Genomic DNA, 21,164 nt, shown 5'->3' with positions numbered 1-21,164 from the left:
TTCAGCATTTTTTTAATGAAAGAATTTAGTATAAAAAATAACATCTAATTAAAAAATTTTTATAAACAGGCAGGAAATTTATCGTTTTTTGTCGAATAATAGTAAAAGTGACAGTTTTTATCTAGTAATCTAAGTTTTTCCATTTTTAACAGACGGGAATTTATCTTTACTATACCGAAACAGTATCGTAAGCGTTACTGCAGATAAAGACTCCCCTCAAGATTCGGATCAACGAAAGGAAAAGATGAAATGTGGTCTTCCTGCATAAGTCCAATTGGTTCGGAGGGCAAAATGTTAAAAGCGCTGTCATATGAACATGGCTCATATAGCTTGTGTTCCTTCTATAAATCAGTGGGGATGAAGATCCCTTTAATAGAAGTCTCATTTATTATTAACACTTGGAATGATTCGAATGTCTCTGGCTATGAAAATAAAAAGTGTTCGAATTATCGTACGGAAATGACTGAAGCAGATTATTTTATAAACTTACCTTACATTTTCGAGCCTATCCATAATTTAGTAAAAATTTTATTTTATGAGACTTATCAACATTTCAGGATTTCATTTCGTTTATAATATACCGAACGTTTATTCTCGATAAAAATGTTTAAATAAAACTATCAAAGGTGAAAAATATGTACCATACAGTTGTGATGACTTGTGGAATTTCTTTAATACAAGGGAAAAGTTATTTTTCAGTAACAAGAGACGGGCAGTTTAAAGATTTGCTTCCTTACCGTGAATTGCAAAAAAATATTACCGAGTTAACAGCGGATTTGGAAGCACAAATAGAAAGTTTCATTGAAAAGTCTAGAATGTATTTGCGCGATGTTTCGGAACATAGAGAATCCATTTGTGCCGAGTATTCCATGATAAATGCATTAAAAAAGCAAAAGAAACTGACGAAAGATGTAAAGGTAACTCTTATTTTTACAAACACAATCGGCGGCCTCGTCTGTGAACAATTATTAAGGCTAATCTTTGAAAAGGAAGGCATTTATGTAAATGTTCAATATATTGATATGTCAGTCTCTAACGAAATAGATTTAAAAAACCAATCGGCAAACTACTTAAAAAGACTAGGAGATGCTTTAGCACAGGGGGATCCGGATACTACCTGTTTTGCACCGATTGGAGGATATAAAATTTTGACTGCACTTGGTTATCTTGTTGGATCTTTTCTGCATTATCCAATGGTATACTTGCATGAGAATACACAAATTGTTGTTGAAATTCCGCCGATGCCTTTAGGAATCGACGAAGATTTTATAAATAACCATTTTGATCTTTTACGTAAATGTCAGCAAGATTATGTTGAATATATTGAATTAGCTTATGATGAAAAACAGGTAGTTGATAAATATCCTGCGCTTTTTTCAAGAGAGGAAGACTTAATTAGTTTAAGCGCTTTCGGTATCTTTTTATTTGAGCAAAAAAATTACGATTATATTTTTCAAACAAATTTCCTGTTGTCTGAACAAGTAGAACGGTTTATCCGCCAAAACCGTCACCATTCGATATTTATCTTTGGTCAATTATATGAACTTGTGAAAAAACTAAAAAGCGGTATTAACATTGGTGATTTAAGACATGAAAGTGAATTCGAAAGACTGGATAATAAGAAATTACTATTTCATTTATATAAAGGTTCAAGTAATGGCCTGGATACTTTCAGATGTACCTACAAATATGATCCAATAAAAAAACACTTATATATCAATTATCTTTGGCTTGATCACAAAAAATATGAACTGGAGGTGGTTAAAGGAATCGGGCTTTATAAATCTGAAAAAAACTTCATAGACTACACAGATGAAATTGTCTCAAGAAAGCGAAAATAACTTCTTTCCGGGAGTGAGTTTATTGGAACAAAAAGAAATAGAAACAGGAAGTGCGGTACAACAACAGCACTATGAATTAACATTTATAACACCAATGGTTATGCACGGTTTGAATAATCGTATGGAGGCGGAATTTCGGACATCTTCGCTTAAAGGAGTTCTCAGATATTGGTGGAGGACATTACAGTTTGACAAAAATAAAAATGAATTATTGGAAGAAGAGGAAAAATTGTTTGGAGGAGCATCTACCAAATATATGCGGAAATCTCCTCTCCAGATACATATTTCCAAGCCGTTAAAAGGAAATGCAAAGATAAACATTTTACCTCATAAAAGTGGGAATTCTTCTTCTGGAATAAAAGAAAATGAAACGGTAACTGTAATATTACAAATGTTGAAAAATAAACCGGATTTTGAAATGTATAATGATTATTTTGCATATTTTCTCCATCTGGCCGGAATGGGACAACGCGCAAGAAGAGGATTTGGAGCCTGCCAAACAGCAGGTATAACTTGGGATTCTATTGAGGATTTTACATCATCACTCAAAAGTGTCCTGGAAAAACTTGATGCACATGATAAGTTTACTTGGAATTCGGGTAAATCTTGCATTCTCGTAAAAAAAACTAATGTAACATCTGCACATCCGACTCTTTATGCTGTTTATGTCGGAAAAGGGAAAGATACGTTTTTGGAGATTTTAAAAGATATCGGAACTGCTTCTCACTTTGGTAACCCTAGAGGAAGTTTGGGAACCACCCGTAATAAAGGAAATGCATCCCCGTTATGGTGTACAGTTAGAAAAATTGGTTCAAAATACTATCCGATCATCACTGAATTAAGAACGAATCGGAAGAAAGACATAGGGGGGAGCTATGAACAGGATAAAAAAATCTTTTTGGAAAAATTAGGAGTGATATAAATGGTAAAACAATATCTAACCGTCTTTTCAGTTGGACCTGTTCAGTCTTTTATTGCATCGGCCAGAAAAACCGAGGACTTATGGAGCGGAAGCTTTATCCTTTCCCATCTTGTTCGTGAAGCGATTAAACAATTATATAAGTATGGAGATAAATTTTCACTTCTTTTTCCAATGATTACGGAAAATGAAGTTAACAATCCAAATAAATCCAATTTACATATTGCATCGTTACCAAATCGATTTACAGCTTTATTAACGGGAAATTCAACAGAAGTGACGAAGATGTTAAAAAACACAGAAGCTGCCGTCCGCCATGCCTTTATTCATATGTATAGTCAATCAATTCAACTTTTATTTAGTGATTTACCGACGAAACAAAAGGAGCTCCTCATTGAAACGGGGAAAAAGCAGATAGAGTCATTAATCGAAATTTATTGGGTCATTGAACCGTTTGAAGAAGAGATGGAATTTAATGAAATAAGGGAAAGAACCGAAAGTCGACTGGCTGCAATAAAAAATGATAAACAATTTATTCAGATAGAACAACATGGCTTAACTTGTAGCGTTTGCCAGGAACGGGAAGCGCTGTCTGCATATCCAATAACAGAGTCTGATTCTTACGGTTCCATGAAGAAAAAATTAGCAGATACTTGGAACAAACGTAGTCAACCTTTTCTGCAAAATAAAGACAATGACGAACATGCAAGAATAAAAGATAATGAATTTTTATGCGGCGTATGTACAACAAAGCGCTTGGCCAGGGATTATTTTAAACGCTATTATTCTTTCCCGACCGGGTTTGAATCATTTAAATCAACGATAAAGATCTCAGAACCGGATCATTATTATGCAATTTTAATGATTGATGGTGACAATATGGGCAAATGGTTTTCGGGAGCTCATATCGAAAACTACAGGGATGTAAGCAGCAGATTAGCAACTTTCTCAAAGGAAACAGTCCCCGATATTGTCGGGAAATCAAGCAAGGGGATGCTCATCTATGCGGGTGGTGATGACCTATTAGCATTTTTACCATTAAATGAAGTGCTCGATATTGCTGAAAAATTGCGATACTCATTTAGTGATGACCAAAAAGGGTTAAATCATAATGCTACATCTTCGGGAGGATTAATCATTGCCCATGAAAAAGCATCTTTAAAAACTTTGTTAAACGAAGCGAGAAAATTGGAAGGCAAAGCAAAAGATTACAAGAATAAAGTTTCAGGTGAAGAGAAGAACGCCTTGGCAATTGCCGTTCATACCCGGTCAGGTGAAAAGTCAGAAACCGTTTTACCTTGGAATATTGGTGAAGCGAAGACAAGCCAAATTTTAAAGAGAATTATTCATTTATTAAAGAATGATTTATCAGATACTTTTATTTATCAATTTATTGAATCTTTTTATCCGCTAATCTCTGTAAAAGATTCTAGTCGAAAAGTAGATAGATCTTTAATTGAAGCGGAGTTGAGCAGACTATTTAAACGCTCGGCAAAAAGAAAATTGTCCGAAGAAGAAGTTTGGAATGATGTTAACAATCTGGTGTTGATATATGATCATGTTCAATCAACCATTGACTTTATTTATACATTAAAAATACTATCATTCTTCAAAAGAAAGGAGGATTAATCTATTGTCTGCCCATACTTTTTATCTAAAACCGGTGGATACCTTTTTCTTTAAAGGACAACAAATAAGTGAAGCAGGGAACGACAACAATATGTTCGGTATTTTTCCTCCGCGTCCGAATACTGTATATGGAGCATTAAGATCGGCATACATACATGAACACATTCCATTTTATGAATTTGAACAGGAAACCAATCTTGAAGTGAAAAAATGGATGGGAACACCTCGTAGTCTTGGAGACTTTAGGGTTACTTATTGTGGGTTAACTTATGAAAATGATTTGTTATTTCCACTCCCATTGGATTATCAAGTGATTGAAAAAGATGAGAAACTACAAGCTTATCCGTTACAGTTAGTATGCGATGACATGCCTAGCTCCCATAATACCGGCTGGTTACTAACATCTAAAATTAAAGAGAAGTCAAAAAGTTCAACAAATTTATTTATGAAAAGAAATGATTGGAAAAGAAATATATTGTCGACTAGTCCGGTAGATCATTTATATAAACTGACTGATTTAGTTACTTTTGAGAATAAAACTGGTATTGCACTTGATTACGAAAAAAGAACATCAAAATCATCCTATTTTTATCAAATGAATTATTTGCGCTTTTTAAACGACAGTTCATTATATGTTTATTCACCAATATCACCAGATTTTGACAATATTCATTTAGTTCGGCTTGGCGGAGAAAACCGGCCGTGGATTTTAGAACAAAAAGAAGAAACTTTTAAACTATGGAATAAAGATGAGCTAAACATATTGAAACAAAAAATCTTACAATCCGGAATTGCTAAAATCATCCTATTATCACCGGCAATCTGGGAAAACGGTTCTCGACCAAAATCCTATGATGGAAATACTGTTATTCTTCCAAACGGTATGAAAGTAAAACTTTTAACCGCTGCTATTGGCAGGCCAACTCTTTATGGAGGTTGGGATATTGTCCATCATCGTCCGAAAAAACGATATTACATGGTTCCGGAGGGTTCCGTTCTTTATGTTCATGTACATAAGGACCAAGTAGATAACATGATTGAATTAGCAAACGGGTTTTCATTCAGCGATTACGGAAATCAGGAAGGGTTCGGATTTGCCGTTGTCGCCCCGGTAAAACATTGATAAAAGAAACAGTGAGCCGGAACTATTTTTTGAACCCGAATCGGTGATCAAATCATTGATACACGAAATTATATAGAGGGAGGATTCATTTATGTATTCCAAAGTTAAACCATTTCTTTTACATGCCATTACATCCGTCCATCCAGGTAGCGGGAGTGAAGTTGGTTTAGTTGACTTACCAATCCAACGCGAGCAACATACCGGATTTCCAAAAATTGAAAGTTCTTCTTTAAAAGGGGCGATTCGGTACACCGTTGATAGTATTTTGAAGGAAAACGAAGATCGTCATAAATTGGAACTCGTCTTTGGTTCTGATCTAAGCAGAGGGAATGAGAACGGAACCATTGCAAGTGCAGTGGCTTTTAGTGATGCCCGAATCTTATTGTTCCCGGTAAAATCAATGCGTGGTATTTTTGCTTGGATCACATGTCCAGAAGTATTATATCGATTTAATAATGATATGTTATTAAATCAAACAGGTGTTGAACCGTTGCCAGTACCGGAACCAAATACCGTTTCTTCAGAAAAAGTCTTGGTCTCTCCCGGAAAAATGATATTAGAAGAATACACATTCAAAGTACATATAGAGGAAGAAACTGAAAAACTTGCTAAAAGGTTTAGTTCCTTTTTTGAAGGCCCTGTTACTATAGATATTGCTAATCGTTTAGTTGTTTTGGAAGATGATGAGTTTAAAGATTTTGTACGTCTATCAACAGAGGTGAATGCAAGAATAAAGATTAATACCGAAACAGGAACGGTAGATAAAGAAAATGGTGCCTTATGGTATGAAGAAAACATTCCGCCTGAAACAATTTTTTACAGTTTACTTTATATTGGAAAGGTTCGTTCAAGAGATAATAAAGGCTTTGAAACGATAGAAGATGTTGAACAATTTATGCATAATAGTCAATATTTTCCGGATGTTTTTCAATTAGGTGGCAATAGTACAATTGGTCACGGCATGATAAGAAAAATCTGGTTATAGGAGGTAAAGAAAATGACCTTAGAAAACCATCGTGTGAAAATAGAAAATGGACGTGCAGACTATGCTTATAACATTGTGGCGAATACAATCCAAAAGAATAGTCCTGAAAAAAATTCAGAGTATCGCTCATATATAAAGAAACTACCTTCCATTATCCAAGTCAATGGACTTGGACAGGCTTTGGCTTTTTGTTTTTCAAAAGGTGGGGAATATAAAAGAATTTACGATCAAATATACTGCTGGTTGAAAATAAATAATAAGGAATATTTTCCAAATGAAAATGAAGAGTTTGTTAAAGCGGTCATTAATATGGACAGTAAAGAGTACCGGGTTATTACAATGGAAGTGCTGGCATTGCTAAACTGGATGCGCAGATTTGTCGATGGAATGGTTAAAAAATAAAAAAGGAGGGAGTGTGATGCATTTTCATCCAAAAGATACATACGATGCTTTCAAACCTTCAAATAAAGAAAAAAATGCGCATTTGGCGTATCATATTAATTTTAATGTAATGATGGAAGATTCCAAAACCCGAAAATTCAAACCAAAAAAAATAGAACCAATCCATACCGTACATAGTGATTTAAAACAATTGGCAAAGACGATTGAGTCCAATCGGAGTTATGTCTTAGCTTCAGCAAGTGATTTTTTGTCTGTTCGTCAACTGCAAGGAGAAATCGAATCACGCATGCTTATCGGTCTCGGTTCTGGCCATGTAAATGAAACAGCGTTAACCATTCACCCGGTTTACGGAATCCCTTATGTTCCTGCATCGAGCTTGAAAGGGCTAGTAAGAAATTGGTTTATTCATGCATATTGCGATGGTGATGAAAAAAGACTTGAAGACCATTCGCTAGCAACAATGATTTTTGGAACAAATACACAAAGAGGGGTTGTCCAATTTTATGACATTTATTTGTATCACGGTTTGCAAATAGAAGGAGACATTATTGCCGTTCATTTTCCAAAATACTATAGCGGTAAACTTCCCGCCACGGATGACCAAAATGTGAATCCGGTCCAATTAAGGGCTGCCAAAGTTAAGAAAGCGAATATCTTCTTGTCAATGGCAAAAAATCACATCGATGGAGAATTAATTGAAAGTCAGATTTTGGATGCTGCCGTGATGTGGACAGCTCAAGCGTTAAAAGAATTTGGAATTGGATCAAAAACATCATTAGGCTATGGCGTTTTTTCTAATGTAAGAGATGTCACTGATACGGAGTTTATAAAAGTATTAAAAGGATGGAAAGAAGAAGTCGAGAAAGAAAATATACGTAAAAAGGAAATAGAAGTTAATAATATGTCGCCGGAAGAACAATTACTTTATTATATCAATCAGCTGACGGAGCGTCCTGAAGATATTGAAAAAAGTAAAGCATCGTTATTTGAAAAAGTTGTTGAATCTAAGAGTAAGAAAGCAGCACAAGCTTTAAAGGAGTACTGGGAAAGAACCGGACAATGGAAAGTAAAAAAAAGGAAAAAACAATTTATTAAAGTGAGCAAAATCAATGACCTGTTAAAATAAATTTTGGAGTTAACGCATATGAAAGTATTCGTCGTAATGTCACATGAATTATTGACTGAACAAATGACAGAATTAAAGAACCAATTAAATTGTCATGAGATTATTTATTTGCCGGAACAATTAAAGGATATTTGGGCGAATATTCCGCCATCCGGTCCGTGGAATGATAAATGGCTGGCTGACATTATATCCTGGCTGAAATCCAATATGAATCGGGAAGATATCGCAATCGTTCAGGGAGAATACGGAGCAACTGTCTACTTAGTAAATTGGTTACAAAAAAATGGACATGCCGTATACTACGCAACAACTGAGAGGCAAGTAGTTGAAACCAAAACAGACGAAGGAACAATTATTAATAAAAGAGTTTTTAAACACGTCAATTTTCGTAAATACCCCTTGATTAAATAACTTGCTTACTCTCAGAAAAAGTAAATCATCATAAAAAATCAATGAAATTTAAATGGAGGTGAAATAATGGCAAGGAAACTTATTACTTTTTTAGGAACTAGTAAATATGATACTTGCAACTATGAACTAAACGGGGTAAAAGCAAATCCAACAGAATACATTCAAGAAGCCATTATTGACCTGTATAATAAGAGGAATACAAGTATTGACGAAATACATGTATTATTAACAAAAGAAGCGAGAGAAAATAATTGGGATGGTGACAATAAATTAAATAAAAAACTAATGAACTATCCCAAGCTAAATATTCATGCTCATGATATTTCATCCCGTCAGGATATTGATATCATTTGGCAATTATTTGATACAATTATTAATATTATGGAGAAGAATGACCAAATTGTTTTTGATATTACCCACTCTTTTCGGTATCAGCCTATGTTGGCCCTTTTATCCATTCATTTTGCCAGAATTACGAAAGATGTCCAAGTTGATGGAATTTATTATGGTGTGTATGATTCAAAGGTAGAAGTAAAAGACTTTCCCATCATTGATCTTACCTCTTTTGTTGATTTGCAGGATTGGATAACCAATGTCTATGCATTTATAAAAACAGGGCGCGTAGAAAGTTTAACTGAATGGATTCAAAATAGAGAAAAAGCAATAAGCCGAGAAGAAAGAAAATCAACCATTGATCTTAAATATGTACGTCAACTTGCTAAAAATTGGCAGGAGTTAGCATCTGCTTTACAAACAAATCGAAGTATGGACTTATCGAGCACGGCCGAAAAAGCGAAAGAAAGTATTCAAGCAGTTAAAAATGTCATGTTACGTCCGGCATTTACTCCATTAAATGAATTATTATTAAATGTAGAAAGTGAAATTAAGCCAATTGCCGATGAAGATCCGATATATTCAGGGGTTGCGGCTATTGAATGGTGCTTCAAACACGGCTTATACCAACAGTCATACACCATGGCAGATGAATTAATGATTACAGCTATATGCTTAAAACATCATATGCAAATAAATAATCGGGAAGATAGGAAATGGGCAGCAAAGATTTTGAACACAGCCATTAAGGAAAGTCAAAGAATAAATGGCAGTCATGGTGAAGTGGAAGATGAAGATAGAAAAATAGTTGACGATTTACAAGATTATCCGGAATTATTAAATATTTTGCATACTATGAAAGACAACCGAAATGATATAAATCATGCGGGTTGGAGAAATAACCCGCTTTCCTCGAAAGTACTGGAAGAACATTTTATAAGCATGTTTGAAACATATAAAACGCAATTGCTAAATTACTATGGTAAAAGATGAAATGCCATGTAGGTCGGTTTTGCTTTTTGGTTGAACTTTATTCTTTTTATGATTAGGCTGGCTGAAAATATTGTCGTCGACCTCAAGTAGTGCACAAATCCCGGGAGGTCGACGACAATTCGGTTTTTAAAATCATAAATAAAAATGCTGATTGACGTGCATTATGAAGTTTTTCACCTCAAACAAATGAAATTATGATACAATTTTATTTGAAGTAGTTTCTTTCGTTTTTAGCTTTTTTCTATCGGCAACAATAATGCCGATCATTAGAGCAAAGAGTAATATTGTAAAAATTGGGAATGGAGCAGCAAGTTTATTACTGCCTGAAATGAATTGAATAAATTGCATTGCCATTGGTGAAATAAACCCTCCAATATTACAACCGATTAATATTAACGATGTAGCTAAATTGAGGGATTTTTCAGATTTTGTAATCGTCCCTAAACTGTTATAGATGTATGGAAAACAAAAAGCATTTGGTACACCTGATAAGAAAAGACCAATTAGTAAAATGGTGAAATTTCCATTTGAAAAACCAATTAATAGATTCACAAGTATGTTTAAAATAATCCCAACAAGGACAGTTTTACGTCCAAATACTTTATTAACAAATCCAAAAACGAATCCGGCAATAATTCCTAAAATCGGCATAATTGCAAGAAAAATGCTAGAGTTATAACCAAGTCCATTTATTTCTGCTGCCATAGATGGGAATCGAACAGTAATGGCATAGCTATTCATGACAAGAACGATTGCAAATAAGACAAAGAAATAGACGAGAGCTGGTAATTTTTCTTTTTTGCCTTTTTCGATTTGCGTATGCTTTGAAGACTCTTTAATATCTGGAACAAACATGATAAAGAAAATTAAGATTGGAAAAGCTAGTAAATATATTGCAAAACTAAATTTCCACCCAAGAGTAAGCAGGAGACCGGCAATAACCGTTAAAATCGCTTGTCCAATACTTTCGGTTGAGTTACGAATGCCAAGTAAGGATGCCCTTGTATCGCCATCATACAAAGCACTGATAAGACTAACAGCCAATGAATTGAATAGACCAAACCCGGCACCGAGTAAAAAGCGGGAAAGTAAAATGGCTGAATAGTTTGTAATGAATAAAGGGAGTGAGCCGCCTATCCCTGCTAAAATCAGTCCACCTACAATGGTTTTCTTTATTCCAATTTTATTTGCTATAAAACTGGAGATCGAGATAAAGAAAATTACTGCAAAATTCGGGATCGTTGATAAAAGTTCAGTTTGAGATTGCGAGATACTAAGACTTTCTTTTATTTGTGGCAAAGCAGGATTAATAACTGGTCCACTCATTAATAATAATGAAATAGAGAGAACGGCTAATTTACTTATTAAACTATTCTTCGTTATGGTCATGGTTCTTCTCCTTTCTAAAAGGAGGGTAAAAGTCAAAATGAACTCTTACCCTTTTTCTGCAGGAATAAAATTATATTTATATGTTCAGGTAAGGATGCAATAAAACACGCGTACAACGCAGAATTTGAGTAAGATAAAAATTATGCTTTTTTGTATACAGGTAAGATTGACAAATTTGCGTCAACACTCATAGTTACCGGTCCCTCGATTATTTCCCTTTCATTATGAATTGAGCTCCACTTACCTTCTGGGAAATATATTTCTTTTTTTGTTGCTCCCTTTTCAAGAACTGGCGCAACTAGAAAATCCTCTCCAAGCATGAACTGAGTTTTAGAATATTTTAAGTCAGATTCAGGGTATTCATAATTCATCGGCCTTACAATAGGTTGCCCGGTTACAGCTGCATTTTTAGCCAGTTGAATAATATAATCTGAAAATTCTACATGTAATTCAGCTGCTTTTTTACATAAATCCAAATGTTCTTTATCCAGTACTCTCCATGGAGCTACTGAAAATTGCATCATAGGCATCAGAGCCGAACATTGAGCTGAACGGACAATCAATTCTTGGTCAAGTTCTTGTTTTTCTAGGAAGCTAAGATATTCTCCGCCCCCAATCATATCAGGACAGCTATAATAATAACCCAATAGCCCTTGCGTTAAGGATGAAGGGATAAGTTCAGATAAACCGCCTTTCCCCCATTCAAAACGTTTATCTTGTAGACGATTAACGAGTGGAGCACCTTGATTTTTAAAATTCACTCGATATTCGTTAAAAGGAAATTCCAAGCCAAAAGCCGACCACAATTCTACATGTTCCAAAGCTGTTAGATTCATATAAGATAAGTCTTCATTACTGTAGAATCTTGGGTCTCCAGCATCAAACTTAAATCCATCAACCCCAAAGTCATTCTGTAATTCTAATAATTCATTTTTCAACCATTCATAGGCTTTAGGGTAACTCAAATCAAGAATAGCACTATAACCATTCCACCACTTACGAATAACGGGTTCGCCGTCTTTTGATTTGATTAACATGTCATTGTCGCGTAAAAAATGATATTCTTCAGTATCCGGAGTAATAAATGGACAAACCCACAGCATCACTTTAAAACCCATGTCATGTAATTTTTGAACAGTTTCTTTGGCGTGAGGGAATTTACGAACTGAAAATTTCCAGCGACCGTAATAATCTGCCCATAAATCATCAATCATTATTATTCCGGCAGGGAAACCGTTCTCAACAATTCCATTAGCATACTTCAATATGTCAACTTCATTTTGCTTGTAAAGTAGTTCAATCCATGAATTCCATTGTGGCATTTCAAAGAATTCTTTTGGCGGCATATTGCCTAAAGCAAAAGTTTTTTGTGCTACTACTTGTTGAGCATCTTTTAATGTAGTACCATCTTCATAGAGGTAAATATCTGATTTTGCAACAATCTCTAGTTTTCCGTTTTTTACATATAAATCAAATGCATCCTCGCTCCAGATTGCACGTCCCTGTGTTGAAAAGTAGCAAGGTGCCGCTTGGTTTACTGTATCTAAATGAATCATTTCTAATGAATAGTTTGAGTCTGAATTAAATGGATAAACAGGTCCATCCATTACACAGCCACCATACCAGAATTCATCTGAATTTGTGTCAATGAGAATACGTTCAGTTAAAGATGGCGAAATTTTTTTAATTTTGTAACTCACAGGGAAACCCCTTTCATACAAGTTATTATTCAAGTAAGAGCTGCGCAGCTTCCTTACAAATTCATAATATAACACCAAATTGTATGAGCGTTAGTACATTTTGTTATAGAAATTTGTAATTTTGTTAGATTGGAGGGGAAAAATATGGAGATTGAAAAATTGACTCGTTTGAATATCACTCAATGGAAAGATATAAAGTTAATGTTTTGTGGGGAATCTGAATGTTATCCTCTGCATTATTACGGGCCTGGAACAAAACCATACACCATTATTCACTTTATTTTAAAAGGAAAAGGTATTTTTAAAATCGATGATACTACCTATTCCTTGAAAAAAGGGGATTTATTCTTAATTCAACCGAATCAAATGGTGTTCTATCAAGCCGACAAGGATGATCCGTGGACCTATGCATGGATTGGAATCGATGGTGATTTAGTCGATTCAATACTTAAAAGAATCGGACTCTCATATCCACTTGTTACTCGAACACTATCTATAGAGTCCTTTACCGAAATTAAACGGATTTTAAAGGAACTAATAGAAAGCAAGAAAAATAATCAAACCAGTGATCTTTATATAATTGGAAATTTATTAATACTTTTGTCTCTTATCGAAAAAGACCTTGACTTTAAATACAATTTGAAAGATAAAGAAAATAAAAGTCTGACTTACGCTGACTCCTATGTAGAACGTGCCATAGCAATTATTGAAAAATCTTATTATCGTGATTTAAAAATTAATGAAATAGCTGAAGCATTATCAATAAACAGATCCTATCTTTCGCAAGTTTTTAAAGAAAAAACGGGTTATACTTTAAAAGAGTATATAACTGATTTTCGTATTTCACGTTGCGAGGAGTTATTATTTTCTACAAATTGGTCTATCGAGAAGGTTGGAAAATCAGTTGGCTTTAAAAGTGGTTCATATTTCTCAAAAGTATTTAAAAAAAAGTATGGCATGTCTCCTTCAAAATATCGGGAGTATAGGAGTAAAAAAATTTATAGTTGAGCGAATGGAATAATTCAGGAATAACGGGGTCTGCTCCTCTCTGCATAAAAGTAGTCATAGTTGAGAGACAGACCCCTAAATTCTATTTTGGTCTATCAATCATTGGTCAAAATGGATTCTTTCTTTACATTTAGAGATGTGCCGAATCGTATGATCTGTTAGGTGAAAGAGAAACGAATTATTGATTGGCTCTTGAGCTTGGAAAAATACTTACTCCGAATACTCATATAGTGTGATGCCTTCAATGTAGTTAATATACCGTCGCAGTTCCTTGGCCTGTTCACTACTGATTTCGCCGGCTTCCACCATCTTTTGAATTTCATATCGTTCAACATCGATCACTTTGATGCGCAGTATTTCCTTTAATTCCTCTAATTTTTCGTTATAAGGAGCTGCAGCTTTTTTTAATTGCCGAATCGTTCGGTTATAATCGGAAATCACCTTTTGTACAATTTTCTTTTCATCCTCGGGCACTTCAAGCTCTATCAATTTTTCTATTGCTTGCTGAATGGCTTTTATTTGGATATCCTTGGCCATTTGTAAGGTAGCTTGACTTTTTTCGCTCTTTTTACGATATTGGCGGATCAATCGTCTCCATTCTCTCAACACTTTGCCAAAGAGATAACTAGTCCCTGTTCGAACATTATCCGATAAAACTTCCTCCCTGTTATCCAGGATATTTTCAAAAGTCTCGTAAATATTTTGGTGGATTTGATTATTTTGCATCAAGGTTTGAATATATTTTCGTTCTTCTTTTATTCCAAATAACCGTAAGTTTGTCAACTTATCTATGTAGTCTTTCGTATCAGGTTGTTGGATGGAAGGTAATAGGTTGGAAAAGCGTAATTTATACTCATCAATCAATTCATAAGCTACAGATCCGTTTTCTTCATTCATTTCTTGCCGAATTACTTGAATTGCAGCCAATAAGATTTTTCCTTTTGCTTGTGCTAGTTTTGTTTGATCTAAATGTTCTTCTTTCAGTGTTTCATTTCTACTAAACATCGGTAAAAATACAGTCGCAACCAGTAAGGTGAAAAGAATGACGCCTGCTGCTAAAAAGAGAATAAGTGAACGTTCCGGAAAGGAGGAACCATCCGCAGTTACATATGGAATGGATAAAATTCCGGCCATTGTAACGGCTCCCCGGACTCCGGTTAAACTAACCAATAAGCTTGTTTTGACACTTGGTTTAACGGCTCCTTTCTTTTGCCGAATCCGGTATTTATAGAAGGTAAAAATATAGGACCAGATAAATCGAATACCAAGTATGACAATGCCAAAAACAATTACGTAGGTAACAGCTAATAAATTACTTATATTTGGATTAGCCACCGTTTCCGCCATTGAAGCCGGAATATTTAACCCTAACAGTAAAAAGACGATTCCATTTAATACAAATAAAATGATTGACCAAATATTTTCAGTTAATACTCGTTCTTCAGCAACTAATGTTTCTGTTCGTTCAGATAAAATCGAATGAACAATTCCTGCAATAACAACGGCAATCACTCCGGAAGCATGCAGTAATTCCTCAGTAATGATGTAAATGATAAATGGCGTTAGTACTGAAAATAGAGCATGAAAGGTTACATCTGTGATTCCTTTTTTTCGTAACATATACCTGCCCCATGTAATAAATAAACCTAAGACTAAACCTAGAACAGCGCCGGCTATAAACATATAGGTAAAATCAAACAGTGCTTGTTTCAGGGAAAAATACCCGGTCACTACCGCCGCTACCGCATAGTTGAAAGCGACTAACCCTGAAGCATCATTAATTAACGATTCACCTCGTACCAAAGTTAAAACATTGTCCGGAATCCGGATTCTTTTAGCAATGCCGTTCACAGCAACCGGATCTGTCGGTGATAAAATGGCTGCTAAGGCAAATGCGGCTGCCAGTGGTATTTCGGGTATCAACCAATGAATAAAATAGCCACCACCAAGAGTTGTTAGTAGAACAAGGATGATTGCGTTTCCTAAAATCGACTCTCGCATATTCCATAACTCTTCACGAGGAAAATGCCGGCCATCATTATAAAGTAGCGGTGCAACAAATAATAACAAAAACCACTCGGTTTCTAACTCAAATGAAATATCACGGAAAATAAAGGCCAGAAAAATCCCTAACATAATTTGAATTAAAGCGGTTGGAATGAATGGGGTGTAGCGGCTAATAATATTTGATATCAGTAAGCAAACAAGCAGTAGTAAGATGGTAATTAGTAAATTCATCTATCGTTTTCTTCCCCTTTCTATCATGTATTTTAAGCAAAAAAGGTTATATTATTTGAGGCATATATAGAAATTGCTGCAATCATTATTTAAAGAGGATAGAGGAAACAGGTTATCGGAGGGGGGAATTCCATAAACTCTCAAACGTATTATATAATAATAATTTTCCTTCGTCGATTTTGAGTACTTAACCATATTGGAAAATAGGAAAAAAGAAGGCAAGAGAACCATCCCTTGCCTTTTAATAAAGAGTTCACAGAATAATTACTCTGGCAAATTACATTCCTATTAGCAAAAAAAGCAAGTCCACTCGGGACCTGCATTTACTTGCTAAATATCCTATGTTTTTAAAGTGGACAATTCATTGTTAACTGACAATCTTATAATATTCCCTTGCCGTTAATGAATAAACCAAAGCATAAAACATGGCAAAGATGAGAATGGTTGCAGCTGTACAGATGGCAAACAGTCCAACATTTGTTAAGTTTAACAGCGCCAATAATTTGGTGATGACTTTAAAGGCAAAGGCAATGTGAATAACAGCTGCGACAAGCGGCAGGAAGAAGACAATCAGTACTTGACTCTTGATCGATTTTTTAATTTCTTCTTTACTTAAGCCAACTTTCTGCATAATTGCAAATCGTTCTTTGTCATCGTAGCCTTCTGATATTTGTTTATAGTACATGATCAAGACGGTTGCCATGATGAACAATGTACCGAGGAATAGACCAAGGAAAAACAGGCCGCCATATAGGGAGTAAAAAGATTCTTTCGCTTCTTCGCGACCTTCTGCCTGACCGTCGATGGAAGCTTCATTCAATTTTTTATTCAATGCCTTTGTCAAAGCAATTTCATCTTTTGCGTTCCCATCTACATCAAAGCCGTAAAAATAGGATAAATCTTTCCATTCAACAGCATCCAGTTCTTCAGTAGGATACAAAGATTTAACGGTATCTTCGTCTTTTACAACGACAAAATAACTATCTGTCATCATGGCAGAAGCATCGCCAATAATTGTTAAGTCTTTCAACTGTTGCTTAATTTGAAAATTTTGTCCTGCGATTATAATTGAATGTTTAATTGGCTTACCTTTAAGCGTGTAAAGTAGTACTTCATTATCTTCCAAGGTAACGGATTGCTTCTCCAATTGGTTGAACTCATCAAGCGGGATTAGTTCAATCATGGAAATATCTGTAAATGATTTCAAGGTATCTTCGTTTGTTGTAAACGTATTTCCTTTTCTGATTGCAGGAAATGACGCCGAGCGATAAGACACCGGATCTTTTAATTTGACTTGGTATTTTTCCGCTTCCTCCTTGATCATTTTTTCCACGGATTGTGACGCTTCTTTTGAAAGATTATTGGCTGTTACATCAATTTCTTTCGGATACCGGGTCTTCAATACATCTTCCATTCCAATGTAAAGAGATACGGTTGTCGATAACATGACCAATACCATTGTGGATAAAATACAAATATTAGCCAGACCAACTGCATTTTGCTTCATTCGATAAATCATACCGGAAACACTGATGAAATGCTTTGTTTGATAATAGAACCCTTTATTTTTCCGCAATAATTTTAACAGAGCAATAGTCCCGGCTGTAAACAAGGCATATGTCCCGACAATAACGAGCAGGACGGCTAAGAAAAATTTATTGATCGCAGCTAATGGTGATTCGGTAACAAGTGCGATATAGTAGCCATAAGCAAGTGTTGCCACGCCGATTAAGACAAGAAACCATTTCGTCTTTGGCTCTCGTTCACCGACTTGTCCGCCGCGCAACAATTCAATCGGTTTGGCTAAATGAATTTGTCGTAAATTGTTCAACAGTGTAAGGACAAAGATACCAATAAAAAGAACAGCAGTCATTCCCATTGATTTTATCGACACAAAATACGTAAGCGGCACTTCAAAATGTAAAATATTATTTAAGAGTAAAAACATTAATTTACCCATGACGGCTCCACTCATTAATCCAATAAACAGACTAATAACAGTGACGAAGAAGGTTTCCCAAACAATAATTGTGATAATGTGCTTCTTTTCCATTCCAAGAATGTTAAATAGTCCAAATTCCTTTTTCCGCCGTTTGATTAAAAAACTATTTGTATAAAATAGGAAAATAACTGAAAATATCCCGATGACATAGTTACCTAGATTTAAAATTATCATCAGGGCATCCCCACCAGACATTTTTTTCAAACCCGGGTTTCCGGAAATAAAATGCATCATATAAAACATGGCGATAGTACTGATGCACGTGAGAATATATGGTATATAGGTTTTTCGATTTTTGTTAATATTCGTCATGGCCAGCTTTGCGTAGAAAAATTTACTCATTTCTCGCACCGCCCGTTGCAATGATATTTAACGTATCGGAAATTTTCTGATACATCTCCTCAGTAGATAAGGATCCTTTATAGATTTGATGGAATACCACCCCATCTTTGATAAATAGGACGCGACTGGCATGGCTGGCGGCTTTTGTACTATGGGTAACCATAAGAATCGTTTGTCCTTCTTGGTTAATTTGTGAAAAAATTTGCAGCAAATCATCAGACGAGCGCGAATCCAAGGCACCGGTCGGTTCATCGGCAAGCACAAGCTTCGGATAGGTAATCAGGGCTCTGGCAACTGCCGCCCGTTGTTTTTGACCGCCGGAAACTTCATAAGGATATTTTGATAAAATGTCTTTAATTCGCAACTTTTCAGCGAGCGGCTGTAATCGACTGTTCATTTCTTGATACGGTTTTCCGGATAAAACTAGGGGTAAAAAGATATTATCTTGTAATGAAAACGTATCGAGTAAGTTAAAGTCTTGGAAAACAAAGCCGAGATTTTGCCGACGAAAAGCGGATATTACCTTTTCATTTATCAAAACGATATTATTTCCTTCAAGTAAAACTTCTCCGCTTGTCGGCTTATCAAGTGCGGCCAAAATATTTAACAGTGTCGTTTTTCCGGAACCGGATTCGCCCATAATGGCAACATATTCGCCTTCCTCTACTGAAAAACTGACATCTGTGAGTGCCTGAACTTGATTGCCGCCGAACCGGGTTGTGTATATTTTTTTAAGATTTTTTACCTCAAGTAATGTCATGTAAATTCCTCCGTCTCTATCGAAATTAACATGTTCAGTATAGCAATGATTCCACCAGTTCAGACATAACTTTTGCTTACAGATTCGCCTTCATTCTTACATTTTTGTAAGGTGAAAAAAACGAAGACTGTCCATGAACCACCGCATAGACTTGAATAAATGTATCGCTAATCGGACGATTGATACATGCTATACCGGTTGTGGCCTTCATCGGACAGACTCATAGGGAGGACTTATTCCACCCCGATTTCCTTCGTTTCTAAATCAATAATGACCTTAGTTCCCTTTCCAACTTCGGATTGGATGGATATATCATGTGACAACTTTGCGAGAATTTGTTTGCAAAGATACAAGCCGATTCCGGTCGATTGTTTAAAGGCTCGTCCGTTGTATCCGGTAAAGCCTTTCTCAAAAACTCGCGGCAAATCTTCCGCTCGTATACCAATGCCGGTATCTTCAATAATCAGCCTTTTTCCCTTCGTATAAATCGAAATCGAACCTTCCTTTGTATACTTTAATGCGTTGGAGAGAATTTGTTCAATGACGAAGAGCAGCCATTTCTCATCCGTTAACACTGTAAAATTAACGCCGGCATAGTTGAGGCTAATTTTTTTGCGAATGAATAATTTGGCATTTTTCCGGATCGCTTGCTTAATAATCCCATCCAAATCATATTTTTTTAAAACAAGATCATTGGACATATTTTCTAAACGAAGATATTGCAGAACAAATTCAACATATTGCTCAATTTTCATCAATTCCATTTCCAACTCGGAATTTTGCTCAGTTTGGTCCGATTGGAGAAGCAGTCGCATCGCCGCAATGGGTGTTTTGATTTGATGGGTCCATTGGGTAAAATAGTCAACTAAATCTTTTTGCTTATTGTCGGCATGAACGGTTAATTCATTCTTATGTTTATATAAAATTTGAAGCAGCTCTTGATATTGACGGTCAAACGCATTTTGAGGAACAGGTAATTGGTTGATTTGCACCGTTATCGTTTTGTGTGCAATTTTTAGCATTTTGTACCGCTTGATAAATTTTAAAAAATCAACAATAAAAAAGATGAGACCAATATATAGACATAAAAGGACGGCGTAAAGAATCGGGGCAAGGGGCAGATGACTAAGCGAAAAAACAATGGTAAAGCATAAGACAAAAAGGGTGGACAATACGAGCGGTCTCCAATTTTTATGTAAATATAGCAGCAGCAGATTTTCTCTATGTTTTTTCATATCAGTCCACCAAATAGCCGAGTCCTTTCTTTGTTTTTATAAAATCATGGAGCCCGATCGCTTCTAACTTTTTGCGAAGCCGATTAATATTTACTGTTAATGTATTGTCATCGATGAAGCTGTCCGTTTCCCATAGCCGAGTCATCAGGACATCTCTTGAAACGGTTTTCCCTTTATTTTCAAGAAGAACATGCAAAATTTTTTGGTCGTTTTTTGTTAAATCAATTTTTTGGCCATTATAGGTTAATGTGGCGTCACTTGTGTTTACAATCGCCCCACGGTGCTCTAATAAATTTGTTTGTCCGGTAAAATCATACGTACGCCGAAGCAATGCCTGTACTTTTGATGTGAGAATGGTCAGGTCGAATGGTTTGGCAATAAAATCATCCCCTCCCATACTAATCGCCATGACAATATTCATATTATCGGAAGCGGAAGAGATAAAAATAATCGGAACTTTGGACAATTTCCGAATCTCATTACATAAGGTGAACCCATTCACAAAAGGGAGGGAGATATCCAATAAAACCAACTGCGGATTATACGAAACAAAATGAGACATGACATTATGAAAATCGGTAATATATTCAACCTCATAACCCCATGATTCAAGATGCGTTTTTACCGTTTTCGCAATCACCATATCATCTTCAACTATTAATATTTTGTACATGATACATGCTCCATTCGTTCATTATGTTTTACGTTTTTAAGGAAAGCTAAGTTTT

General features: G+C 35.4%; 17 protein-coding genes. 10 read left to right on the top strand and 7 right to left on the bottom strand.

Annotated elements, in window-relative coordinates; all coding sequences use genetic code 11:
• Positions 1-635 precede the first annotated feature (635 nt).
• From NSQ14_RS15345 to csx2, 9 genes are all read left to right on the top strand, one after another.
• Entirely contained in the window at positions 636-1,841 is a 1,206-nt protein-coding gene (locus tag NSQ14_RS15345; RefSeq protein ID WP_343126942.1) for a putative CRISPR-associated protein, read from the top strand.
• A 22-nt stretch (positions 1,842-1,863) separates the two neighbouring features.
• Positions 1,864-2,763, top strand: coding sequence for a type III-B CRISPR module RAMP protein Cmr1 (cmr1, locus tag NSQ14_RS15340; RefSeq protein ID WP_340500914.1), 900 nt, complete (start codon positions 1,864-1,866; stop codon positions 2,761-2,763).
• Positions 2,764-4,389, top strand: coding sequence for a type III-B CRISPR-associated protein Cas10/Cmr2 (gene cas10 / locus NSQ14_RS15335; protein WP_346216558.1), 1,626 nt, complete (start codon positions 2,764-2,766; stop codon positions 4,387-4,389).
• Between the two features lie 4 nt (positions 4,390-4,393).
• Positions 4,394-5,512 carry a type III-B CRISPR module-associated protein Cmr3 gene (cmr3, locus tag NSQ14_RS15330; RefSeq protein WP_095142582.1) on the top strand — a complete coding sequence of 373 codons (1,119 nt, stop codon included), beginning with the start codon at positions 4,394-4,396 and terminating at the stop codon, positions 5,510-5,512.
• 91 nt (positions 5,513-5,603) lie between these two features.
• Positions 5,604-6,497, top strand: coding sequence for a type III-B CRISPR module RAMP protein Cmr4 (cmr4, locus tag NSQ14_RS15325; RefSeq protein WP_346216557.1), 894 nt, complete (start codon positions 5,604-5,606; stop codon positions 6,495-6,497).
• A 12-nt stretch (positions 6,498-6,509) separates the two neighbouring features.
• Positions 6,510-6,899: a type III-B CRISPR module-associated protein Cmr5 gene (gene cmr5 / locus NSQ14_RS15320; protein ID WP_251241024.1), complete on the top strand. Its 390-nt coding sequence runs from the start codon at positions 6,510-6,512 to the stop codon at positions 6,897-6,899.
• Between the two features lie 16 nt (positions 6,900-6,915).
• A complete protein-coding gene (cmr6, locus tag NSQ14_RS15315; RefSeq protein ID WP_343126939.1) occupies positions 6,916-8,025 on the top strand; it encodes a type III-B CRISPR module RAMP protein Cmr6 in 1,110 nt (369 codons plus the stop codon).
• 18 nt (positions 8,026-8,043) lie between these two features.
• Positions 8,044-8,436, top strand: a complete 393-nt coding sequence (gene csx20, locus NSQ14_RS15310) for a CRISPR-associated protein Csx20 (RefSeq protein ID WP_326974041.1) — start codon at positions 8,044-8,046, stop codon at positions 8,434-8,436.
• Between the two features lie 66 nt (positions 8,437-8,502).
• Positions 8,503-9,762, top strand: a complete 1,260-nt coding sequence (gene csx2, locus NSQ14_RS15305; RefSeq protein WP_326974040.1) for a TIGR02221 family CRISPR-associated protein — start codon at positions 8,503-8,505, stop codon at positions 9,760-9,762.
• Positions 9,763-9,954: 192 nt separating this feature from the next.
• On the opposite strand, the gene NSQ14_RS15300 is transcribed toward csx2, so the two are convergent.
• Both NSQ14_RS15300 and NSQ14_RS15295 read right to left on the bottom strand, forming a co-directional pair.
• A complete protein-coding gene (locus NSQ14_RS15300) occupies positions 9,955-11,151 on the bottom strand; it encodes an MFS transporter (RefSeq protein WP_346216556.1) in 1,197 nt (398 codons plus the stop codon).
• 140 nt (positions 11,152-11,291) lie between these two features.
• A complete protein-coding gene (locus NSQ14_RS15295; RefSeq protein ID WP_340495761.1) occupies positions 11,292-12,851 on the bottom strand; it encodes a glycoside hydrolase family 31 protein in 1,560 nt (519 codons plus the stop codon).
• A 144-nt stretch (positions 12,852-12,995) separates the two neighbouring features.
• On the opposite strand from NSQ14_RS15295, the gene NSQ14_RS15290 reads away from it, so the two are divergent.
• On the top strand, positions 12,996-13,859 hold the full coding sequence (locus tag NSQ14_RS15290) for an AraC family transcriptional regulator (RefSeq protein WP_340495759.1): 864 nt from the start codon (positions 12,996-12,998) through the stop codon (positions 13,857-13,859).
• Positions 13,860-14,069: 210 nt separating this feature from the next.
• Here the strand turns inward: NSQ14_RS15290 and NSQ14_RS15285 are convergent, their stop codons facing one another.
• The 5 genes from NSQ14_RS15285 to NSQ14_RS15265 form a co-directional block, all read right to left on the bottom strand.
• On the bottom strand, positions 14,070-16,097 hold the full coding sequence (locus NSQ14_RS15285; protein ID WP_343191408.1) for a Na+/H+ antiporter: 2,028 nt from the start codon (positions 16,095-16,097) through the stop codon (positions 14,070-14,072).
• A 367-nt stretch (positions 16,098-16,464) separates the two neighbouring features.
• A complete protein-coding gene (locus NSQ14_RS15280; protein WP_346216555.1) occupies positions 16,465-18,441 on the bottom strand; it encodes an FtsX-like permease family protein in 1,977 nt (658 codons plus the stop codon).
• Positions 18,434-19,201 carry an ABC transporter ATP-binding protein gene (locus tag NSQ14_RS15275; RefSeq protein WP_326974037.1) on the bottom strand — a complete coding sequence of 256 codons (768 nt, stop codon included), beginning with the start codon at positions 19,199-19,201 and terminating at the stop codon, positions 18,434-18,436. The genes NSQ14_RS15280 and NSQ14_RS15275 overlap by 8 nt, the downstream gene beginning before the upstream one ends.
• Positions 19,202-19,434: 233 nt before the next feature.
• Positions 19,435-20,436 carry a sensor histidine kinase gene (locus tag NSQ14_RS15270; RefSeq protein ID WP_346216554.1) on the bottom strand — a complete coding sequence of 334 codons (1,002 nt, stop codon included), beginning with the start codon at positions 20,434-20,436 and terminating at the stop codon, positions 19,435-19,437.
• A gap of 1 nt (position 20,437) precedes the next feature.
• Positions 20,438-21,109, bottom strand: a complete 672-nt coding sequence (locus NSQ14_RS15265; protein WP_346216553.1) for a response regulator transcription factor — start codon at positions 21,107-21,109, stop codon at positions 20,438-20,440.
• Positions 21,110-21,164 lie beyond the last annotated feature (55 nt).

This window comes from Caldifermentibacillus hisashii (assembly GCF_039654145.1).
Taxonomy (GTDB): Bacteria; Bacillota; Bacilli; order Bacillales; family Caldibacillaceae; genus Caldifermentibacillus; species Caldifermentibacillus hisashii.
This window is presented reverse-complemented; position numbering and strand designations above follow the sequence as displayed.